This window comes from Ancylobacter vacuolatus, from assembly GCF_030813595.1.
GTDB lineage: Bacteria > Pseudomonadota > Alphaproteobacteria > Rhizobiales > Xanthobacteraceae > Ancylobacter > Ancylobacter vacuolatus.
Window position 1 is genome coordinate 240627 of the sequence record NZ_JAUSUH010000006.1, and the last position, 9074, is coordinate 249700.

Below are 9074 nucleotides of genomic sequence, written 5' to 3' on the forward strand. Positions count from 1 at the left end.
CGGGGCGTGACGTGGTCGCCCGCATCGGCTAAGCCTGCGGTCCTTTCCGAGCACCGATAGCGTCATGACCGATACCTCCTCTCCCTCCTCCCTCACCTCGAAGCTGCGCCCGCTCGACCTCGGCGGGGCCGTGGTCGGCTTGCGCTTTCTCGGCACGACCCCCGCCTTCGTGCTGGGCGAGGGTGAGATCGTGCTGGTGGAGGAAGACGAGGTCCGGGTGCGGGCGCATCATGGCGCGGTGCTCTCGGTCGCCGGCGACGACAAGCGGATCCTCACCGGTGGCGATGATGGCCGCGTGGTAGCGACGCGGGCCGATGGCTCGGCGCAGGCGCTCTATGAGCAGAAGGGCCGCTGGATCGACCAGGTGGCGGCGGGCAGCGAGGGGGCCTTCGCCTTCTCGGCCGGCAAGACCGCGCATTTCCAGCCCGCCAAGGGCGAACGCAAGTCGCATGACTTCCCCTCTACCGTGGGCGGCCTCGCCTTCGCGCCGAAGGGCACCCGCCTCGCCGTCGCCCATTATGGCGGCGTCTCGCTGTGGTTTCCGAACGCGCAGGCCAAGCCTGAACTCCTGGAATGGAAGGGCTCGCATCGCGGTGTGATGTGGAGCCCCGACATGCGCTTCGTGGTGACGACCATGCAGGAAGCGGCGCTGCATGGCTGGCGCCTCTCGGATGGTGGCCATATGCGGATGACGGGCTATCCCTCGCGGGTGACGTCAATGGCCTTCACGACAGGCGGCAAGTTCCTCGCCACGTCAGGCTCCAGCGAGGCGATCCTCTGGCCCTTCGCCAGCAAGGAAGGGCCGATGGGCAAGCAGCCTTCCATGCTGGCGCCGCGCGACGTGCGCGTCTCGGCGGTTGCCGCCCATCCGCGCGACGAGGTGATCGCCTGCGGCTATGAGGACGGGCTGGTGCTGATGGTGCGGATTTCCGACGGCGCCGAGATCCTTCTGCGCGGCCCCGATGGCACCACCGTCAGTGCCCTGGCCTGGCGCGGGGATGGCGGCGCGCTCGCCATCGGCACCGAGAGCGGCGCGGCGGGCCTTACCGTTTTCTGAGGTTATTTAATACCGTAAAACCAGAGCTTTAGTCGACGCCCCTGTGGCGCTCGCACCACGCTTGCCCGGGTATTTCGCCCGTGTGCGAACAAGCGGGTGCGTGTCGTCGAACAGTCACCTGCCTGTCATCCCCGCTCGCTAGCGCGGACATCACAATTTGATGCCGGGGAACTGACCGCCATGAACCGCCTGTTTTCATCCGCCAGCCACGCGGCCCTGCTTGCTGCGGGCGTTCTGCTCGGGGCGCCGCTGTCCGGCGCCCGCGCCGACTCGTTCGCGGTTCCCGCCGGCGCGACCGTGACCACGGCGCAGACCGTATCCGGCACGGACACCGGCGTCATTGCGGCAGGCGGTGCGCTCGACGTGACCGGCACGGCGATCACCTGGAGCGCGGCGGCCACCGGCGCGGGTGTTGACCTGCGCAATGATGGCACGATCACCAGCACCGGCCGCGCGCTCGACGCCGCTTCCAAGGTCAGCGGTACGCTGACGCTGACCAACAGTGGCGACATCACCTCGGGTGATGACACGGTGCGGCTCAGCGGCTCCTTCGCCAATGGCGCACTCAGTGTCGTCAACACGGGCTCCATGACGGCGACCAGCGGCCAGGTGTTCGACCTCAACAAGGCGACGGTGGAGAGCGCCATTGTCCAGATCGACAATAGTGGCAGGCTCACCGCCGAGGGCAGCGACGCCATCCGTTTCGGCGGCGGCACCATCCTCCTCACCAATTCAGGCACTATCCAGACGCTGGATGCCGGAAGCCGCGCCCTGAAGTTCGACGACAAGAAGACGATCGATACGCTGGTCTCGTTCACCCTCGTCAACGAGGAAAGCGGCCGGATTCTCGGTCTCGACGACGGCTTCAAGTTCGCCGCCGACTCGAAGACCTCCGATGCCCAGATCATCATCGAGAATCACGGCCTCATTGATGGCGGCGCCGGCCAGGCGCTCGATTTCGCCGACCTGACCTCGCCCGACAATGTGATCCTCATCACCAATTACGGCACGCTGCAATCGGCCACCGCCGACGGCATCCGCCCCGGCAGCGGGGCCATCGTGACCAACTACGGCCTCATCCAGTCTACCGACCTTACCCAGACCGGCGACGGCATCGATTTCCAGGAAGCCGGCGGCACGGTCGTCAACAAGGCCACCGGCCAGATCCTCGGCGCCAAGCACGGGGTGACCGGCGACGGCGAGGTGACGGTGCAGAACGACAAGGGCGGGCTGATCGCCGGCCGCAACGGGTCGGGCATCAACATCGACAGCACCGGCGACACGGTGGTCACGGTCATTAATTATGGCACCATCCGCGGCGAGGTGACGGGTCTCCTGGACGATGACGGCGATCCCGACGGCGTGCCGGACGGCGATGGCGACGGCGTCGATGTCGACGGCCAGCTGGTGCTGGACAATTACGGCCTGATCCAGGGCACCGGCGCCACCGGCACCAATGACGGCACGCCCAACACGGCCGATGGCATCGCCGCGGGCGGCGGCACGATCATCAACCATGCGGGCGCCGTCATCGAGGCGTTCGACAACTACCCGAACGAGGGGTCGGACGATGTCGGCCGCGCCATCCTGATCGACGACAGCTCGCAAGGTGCGGCGCCCTTCGCGACGCAGATCGTCAATATGGGCACCATCCGCTCGGACGGCACGGCGATCACCCTCATCGGCACGCAGGACGACACCATCGTCAATAGCGGCCTCATCAGCAGCGGCAGCGAAGTCGCGGTCGATATGGGCGGCGGCGACGACGTGTTCGTCTATGTCGCGGGCAGCGAGGTCGTCGGCCTCGTCATCGGCAATGATGGCGACAACACCTTTGAACTCAGCGGCACGGGCACGTTCGACCTCTCACTGCTGGGCGACGACGCGCAGTATCGCGACTTCAACGCGCTCTTCGTGGATGAGGGCTCCAGCTTCACCGCCACCGGCAGCTCGACCTTCGACGGCGAGATCGGGATCGATGGCACGTTGGTACTGAACGGATCGCTGGCCTCGGCCTCGGTCGAGATTGGCGAGGGGGCCTTCCTCGGCGGCAACGCCACTGTGGGCGCTCTCGCTGTCGGCACCGGCGGCACGGTGTCGCCGGGCAACTCCATCGGCACCGTCACCGTGCTGGGCACCACGACCTTCGCGGCTGGCTCGTTCTACGAGGTCGAGCTGAGCGGGCTGACCTCGGACCAGATCATCACCGACACGCTGACGATCAATGGCGGCACGGTGGTGCTCTCGGCGATCGGCCCGGTCTACACCGGCACGGTCTACGAGATCGTCTCCGCTGCGACGACCACCACGCCGTCGGCACAGTTCGCGCTTGAGGAACCCAGCTTCCTCTTTGTCGATGCCGAGCTTGGCCGCGACGATGCCTCGGTGACGCTCACCCTCAGCCGCAACGAGGTGGCCCTCGCCAGCCTCGCCCGCACCGCCAACCAGGCGAGCGTCGCCGGCGCCCTTGACCGCGCCGATGGCAGCCTGCTGCAGGCCACCGTGCTCGCCGGCAGCGCCGGTCAGGAACAGGCGATCCGCGCCGGCTATGACCTGCTCTCCGGCGAGGTGCATGCCTCGGTCGGCACGACGCTGTACTTCCAGTCGACGCTGGTGGCCGACACGCTGATCGGCCGCCTGCGCCAGACTTCCGCGGGTGGGGCCTCGCCGGCCCTGGCGGCGCTTGCCGCAGGTGGACCTGTGACCGCCTATGCGGCGAAGGCGCCGGAAGCGGCGAGCCCGTTCCCCGTCAAGGCGCTGCCCGCCGAACCGGCGGGTCCGGTCTATGCGGCCTGGGCGCAGGGCTTCGGCCAGTGGAACTCGGCAAATGGCACCGGCAATTCCGCCGATGTCGATTCCTCGCTCGGCGGCTTCCTGGCCGGCGGCGACGTCACCTCCGGCAACTACACTTTCGGCCTGGCAGCCGGCTATGCCTCGGCGAGCCTTGATGTCGACGACCAGATGAGCAGCGCCGACGCCGACACGGTGCTCCTCGCCGCCTATGCCGGCGCGAGCTTCGATGCCTTCCGCCTGCGCGGCGGCGCCAGCTATGGCTGGAGCGACATCGACACCACGCGCAGCGTCGCCATGCTCAGCCTGTTCGAGAACCCGCTCGGCTCCTATGACGGATCGACGGCCAACATCTTCGTCGAGGCGGCCTATGCGATGGAGGCCGGCGGCATCGCCTTTGAGCCCTTCGCGCAGATGGCGTGGAGCTGGATCGACACGGACAGCTTCACCGAGGCCGGTGCCTTCACCAGCGGCCTCGTCTCTGCCGGCCTGTCCTATGACGTGCCCTATTCGACGCTCGGCCTGCGCCTCGCCACCACGCTCGCCATGGGCGAGGGCACGGTGACGCCGCATGCCAGCTTCGCCTGGCGCCATGCCTATGGCGACATCACGCCGGAACTGGGCATGACCTTCGCGTCCACCGGCACCGCCTTCACCGTCGCCGGTGCGCCGATCGCCGAGGACAGTTTCCTGTTCGGCGCCGGCATCGACTTTGCGGTGGGAGCAAACGTGCTTCTCAATGTCGGCTATGAGGGGCAGTTCGCCAGCGACGTGAACACCAACGCGATCAAGGGCGGCTTCACCTACCGCTTCTGAGTCCCGCGCGGCCGGGCCCAAACTTCACGGGCACGGCCGCAGCCCCCTGCCGAGGGGGCGCAAATCGGTTAGGCTCGGCCATCGCAGGAGAGAGCCCGCATGAAGATCGACGACGTTCGCCGCACCGCCTATTCCATGCCGCTCACCAGCCCCTCCTATCCCAAGGGGCCGTATCGGTTCTTCAACCGCGAGTTCTTCGTCATCACCTACCGCACCGATCTGGCGGCGCTGGAGAAGGTGGTGCCCGAGCCGCTCAAAGTGCTCGAGCCGATCGTCAAATATGAGTTCATCCGCATGCCGGATTCCACCGGTTTCGGCGACTACACCGAGACCGGGCAGGTCATTCCCGTCGAACTCAACGGCGTGAAAGGCGGCTATGTCCATTCCATGTATCTCGACGACGAGGCGCCGATAGCCGGCGGGCGCGAGCTGTGGGGCTTTCCCAAGAAGCTTGCCAAGCCGTCGCTGCGCGTCGAGAGCGATACGCTGGTCGGAACGCTGCACTATGGCAGCGTGCTCGTCGCCTCCGCCACCATGGGCTACAAGTTCGAGGCGCTCGACAAGGCGGCGCTGCACGCGTCGCTACTGGGACCGAACTGGGTGATAAAGATCATCCCCCATGTCGACGGCACCACGCGGGTATGCGAGCTGGTCGAGTATTATCTGGAAGACATCACGGTGCAGGAGGCGTGGACCGGTCCCGGAGCGCTCGGCCTGTTCCCGCATGCGCTGGCCGATGTCGCCAAGCTGCCCGTGCTGGAGGTGATCTCGGCGGCGCATTTTCGCACCGACCTTACCCTCGGCCTCGGCAAGGTGGCCTTCGACTATCTGCAGGAGTGACGCACTATCCCAGCGTCAGCCGCTCCGTGGCCATGAAGCCGAAGAACAGGGCCAGCCCGAAGGCAACCAGCATCAGCGCGGCGAGGAGTTCCAGGCCGCGCAACGCCACCGCCGCCGCCGGGCCGGAGTGGCTGGCGGCAAGCCGCACCGCGGCGTGCTTGGCGAAGACGGCCAGCGCCGCGATGGCGCTCACCGTCAGGGCCGTGCCGACGCCCATGAGCAGCGCGGAGGCGGCGCCGACCCAGAAGATGCCCTGCGCCAGCGCGAAGACCAGCACCAGAATGGCGCCCGAGCAAGGGCGCAGCCCCACCGACATCACCGCGCCCCACCATTCGCGCCAGCCATTGCTGCGCGGCAGCTCGTCCGGCGCCGGCATATGGGCGAGGTCGTCGCCGCAGCCGCAGTCCGGCCCGTGCCGATGCGCCGGCCCGCCACGCCAGGCGGCGAGGAGCGCGCGGCCCTTGATCCAGGCGAGGCGCAGGCCGATGAGGACGATGAGGCCATAGGCGGCGAGTTCGATCAGGCTGACCGCCCGGCTCATCGTGGCGGCGGTGGTGCCGATGACGGCGGCGAGGATGCCAGCGACCAGGATGGCGGTCAGCGCCTGCGCCAGGGCGCTGGCAAAGGCGAGCCCGACGCCGCGCTTCAGCGTCGCCTCATTGGCGAGCAGATAGGAGGAGATCACCGCCTTGCCGTGGCCGGGGCCGGCGGCGTGGAACACGCCATAGGCGAAGGAGATGCCGCCGAGCAGGAACACCGCGTGCCCGTCCTGCTTCGAGGCCCGCACGGCTGACGTGAGAAGCCGGTAGAATTCCGCCTGCTTGGAGAGGATGAAGCCGGCAAGGCCGCCGCTCTCCGGCGCGGCCGGGGCACCGACGCCGAACGGGCTCTGCGCCAGGGCCGGGTGCAGCATCAGCGCGCCGGCGCCCAGCGCCAGAACGCAGAGCGCCAGACGCCGGCTCACGAGCATTTCACCGTGACGCGGTTGGCGAATTGCGAGCCGAACTCGCTGGCCGAGGTGAGGGCGTTGAAGAAGCCTTCCGACAGCGTGGTCGAACTCCCGGTCGCCGCCGGGTCGGGGCGGTGCAGGGTGAGCGCGCAGTCCCCGGCATTGCCGGCGAGCTTTATGGGATCGGTGTCGGCGAGCTGGAAGGCGACAAAATAGGTGGGATCGTAGACGTCGAGCGCCAATTCGCCCTTCTTCGCCGGGGGCTCCGCGAGGGGCAGGGTGAAGTGCAGGGTGAGCGCGGTGCCGTCATAGGTGAGGGAATAATCTTTTGGCGGCAGGAACTTGACGTCCTGCTTGCCGCGCTTGGCATAGGTGAAGAAATCGAATTCGTGCAGGGATTCGATATTCACCAGCGCCAGTTCCTTCAGCGTCTTCTCGCTCGGCTTGCCGTCGGGCGTGGTCTCCAGCCCCTGCAGCGCATAGGTCGAGAACGCCTCGTCGAACTTCCAGTGATGGCGCACGCCGGCGAGCGTGCCGGCGGGGGTGTAGTCGAGCTCGGAATGGACCTCGACCCACACATGCGGGTGTGCAGTGGCAGCGCCAGTCAGTGCAGTGAGAACGAAGAGGGTCGCCAGAAATCGCTGAATCACGTCGGGCCTCTCCGAAGCCGCCAAGGTGTCGCAGTGGTGGCGGTGCAGTTCGGCGGAATGGTGACGCATTGCAGCACAAACGGCAACGGCCGCCCGGAGGCGGCCGTTTCATCAGTTCACAAGGTCGTGCGGGCGGCGTCAGGCCGCCTTCTTGGCCTTGGGCTTGATCAGCTTGCGGTTGATGAGCACTTCGGCGATCTGCACCGCGTTCAGCGCCGCGCCCTTGCGCAGATTGTCCGACACGCACCAGAAGGAGAGGCCGTTCTCCACCGTCGCGTCCTCGCGGATGCGCGAGACATAGGTGGCGTCCTCGCCAGCGGCCTCATAGGGGGTGATGTAGCCACCGGGCTCGCGCTTGTCGATGACGAGCACGCCCGGAGCGTTGCGCAGGGCCTGCGTCGCCTCCTCGGCCGAGATCGGCTTCTCGAACTCGACGTTCACGGCTTCCGAATGCGAGATGAACACCGGCACGCGCACGGCGGTGCAGGTGAGCTTGATCTTGGGATCGAGAATCTTCTTGGTCTCGACCATCACCTTCCATTCCTCCTTCGTGTAGCCGTCTTCCATGAAGACGTCGATGTGAGGAATGACGTTGAAGGCGATGCGCTTGGGGAACTTCTTGGCTTCCACCGGGTCGGAGACGAACACCGCGCGGGTCTGCGCGAACAGTTCGTCCATGGCGTCCTTGCCGGCGCCGGAGACCGACTGATAGGTCGCCACCACCACGCGCTTGATCGTCGCCAGATCGTGCAGCGGCTTGAGGGCCACGACGAGCTGGGCGGTCGAGCAGTTCGGGTTGGCGATGATGTTCTTCTTGGTGAAACCGGTGATGGCGTCGGCGTTCACTTCCGGCACGATCAGCGGCACGTCGCTGTCGTAGCGGAAGGCGGAGGAATTATCGATCACGACGCAGCCCTGGCGGCCGATCTTCGGCGACCATTCCTTGGACACGTCGCCACCGGCCGACATCAGGCAGATGTCGGTGTCGGAAAAGTCATAATTCTCCAGGGCTTTGCACTTGAGCGTCTTGTCGCCGAAGGAAACCTCGGTGCCGACGGAACGGCGAGAAGCAAGCGCGACCACCTCGTCGGCGGGAAACCCGCGCTCGGAGAGAATGTCGAGCATTTCGCGGCCCACATTACCCGTGGCACCGACGATGGCGACCTTGTAGCCCATGTGCTGATCTCCTGAAGGCCCTGCCATTCACAGGCTCGGGCGAGCGCGGGCTTTTACGCGATAAGGGGCAAGAGGGCAACGGGTGGAGGGGGAGGGGAGGGGCGAAGGCGCGGCTTGATCTCCCGCAGGAAGAGAATGATGCCCGCTCCCGGATGACCATCCTTCGAGGCTCGCTGCGCTCGCACCTCAGGATGACGGCGCTTTGGCGGAAGGCAGTAGGGTGTGGGCCGGGGATCCTTCGAGGCTCGCTGCGCTCGCATCTCAGAATGACGGCGTGTTGGCGGAAGGAAGGAGTGTGTGGGGCGGGAATCCTTCGAGGACCGGTGATGCCGGGCACCTCAGGGGGCGATGCTCGTCGGAGGCAAACGATGCTGGGCTGCGAATCCGCGAAAGCCACGTCATCCTGAGGTGCGAGCGCAGCGAGCCTCGAAGGATGGTCGCACAAGCGCGTCACTATTTGCGCAGAGACGGCCGCCGCGCGGCCCCTCGCACCGTCTCCCAGTCGCCACGGATGAGGGCTTCTTTCTTGAGCCGGCTCCACCCCTTGATCTGTCGCTCGGCGGCGATGGCGTCGGTGATGCGCTCGAACGCTTCCGACCAGACCAGCGTTACCGGCCGGCGCCGAAACGTGTAGCCGGGATAGCTGCCACTCTGGTGTTCGGCGAGGCGCTTTTCCAATGCACCGCTGGTTGAGCCGACATAGAGCGAACCGTCGGCGCAGCGAAGCATGTAGACGAACGCACCCATCTTCTCTCCCGGATGACCATCCTTCGAGGCTCGCTGCGCTCGCACCTCA

7 protein-coding genes are annotated in these 9074 nt (G+C 66.7%); 3 read left to right on the forward strand and 4 right to left on the reverse strand.

What is annotated here, in order from left to right:
* Positions 1–64 precede the first annotated feature (64 nt).
* The 3 genes from J2S76_RS15140 (at position 65) to J2S76_RS15150 (ending at position 5503) form a co-directional block, all read left to right on the forward strand.
* Positions 65–1057 carry a WD40 repeat domain-containing protein gene (locus J2S76_RS15140; RefSeq protein ID WP_307061549.1) on the forward strand — a complete coding sequence of 331 codons (993 nt, stop codon included), beginning with the start codon at positions 65–67 and terminating at the stop codon, positions 1055–1057.
* Between the two features lie 180 nt (positions 1058–1237).
* Complete coding sequence (locus J2S76_RS15145) at positions 1238–4663, forward strand: autotransporter family protein (protein WP_307061551.1); 3426 nt, start codon at positions 1238–1240, stop codon at positions 4661–4663.
* 99 nt (positions 4664–4762) lie between these two features.
* Entirely contained in the window at positions 4763–5503 is a 741-nt protein-coding gene (locus tag J2S76_RS15150) for an acetoacetate decarboxylase (RefSeq protein ID WP_307061553.1), read from the forward strand.
* Positions 5504–5507: 4 nt separating this feature from the next.
* Here the strand turns inward: J2S76_RS15150 and J2S76_RS15155 are convergent, their stop codons facing one another.
* The 4 genes from J2S76_RS15155 to J2S76_RS15170 all read right to left on the reverse strand — a co-directional run bounded on the left by J2S76_RS15155 (position 5508) and on the right by J2S76_RS15170 (position 9025).
* The gene (locus tag J2S76_RS15155; protein ID WP_307061555.1) at positions 5508–6473 is read right to left on the reverse strand and encodes a nickel/cobalt transporter; all 966 of its coding nucleotides are present in this window, start codon (positions 6471–6473) and stop codon (positions 5508–5510) included.
* Complete coding sequence (locus tag J2S76_RS15160; RefSeq protein WP_307061558.1) at positions 6464–7102, reverse strand: DUF1007 family protein; 639 nt, start codon at positions 7100–7102, stop codon at positions 6464–6466. Before J2S76_RS15160 ends, J2S76_RS15155 begins: the two co-directional genes overlap by 10 nt.
* A gap of 138 nt (positions 7103–7240) precedes the next feature.
* A complete protein-coding gene (locus J2S76_RS15165; RefSeq protein WP_307061560.1) occupies positions 7241–8278 on the reverse strand; it encodes an aspartate-semialdehyde dehydrogenase in 1038 nt (345 codons plus the stop codon).
* A gap of 453 nt (positions 8279–8731) precedes the next feature.
* Positions 8732–9025: a GIY-YIG nuclease family protein gene (locus J2S76_RS15170; protein WP_307061586.1), complete on the reverse strand. Its 294-nt coding sequence runs from the start codon at positions 9023–9025 to the stop codon at positions 8732–8734.
* Positions 9026–9074 lie beyond the last annotated feature (49 nt).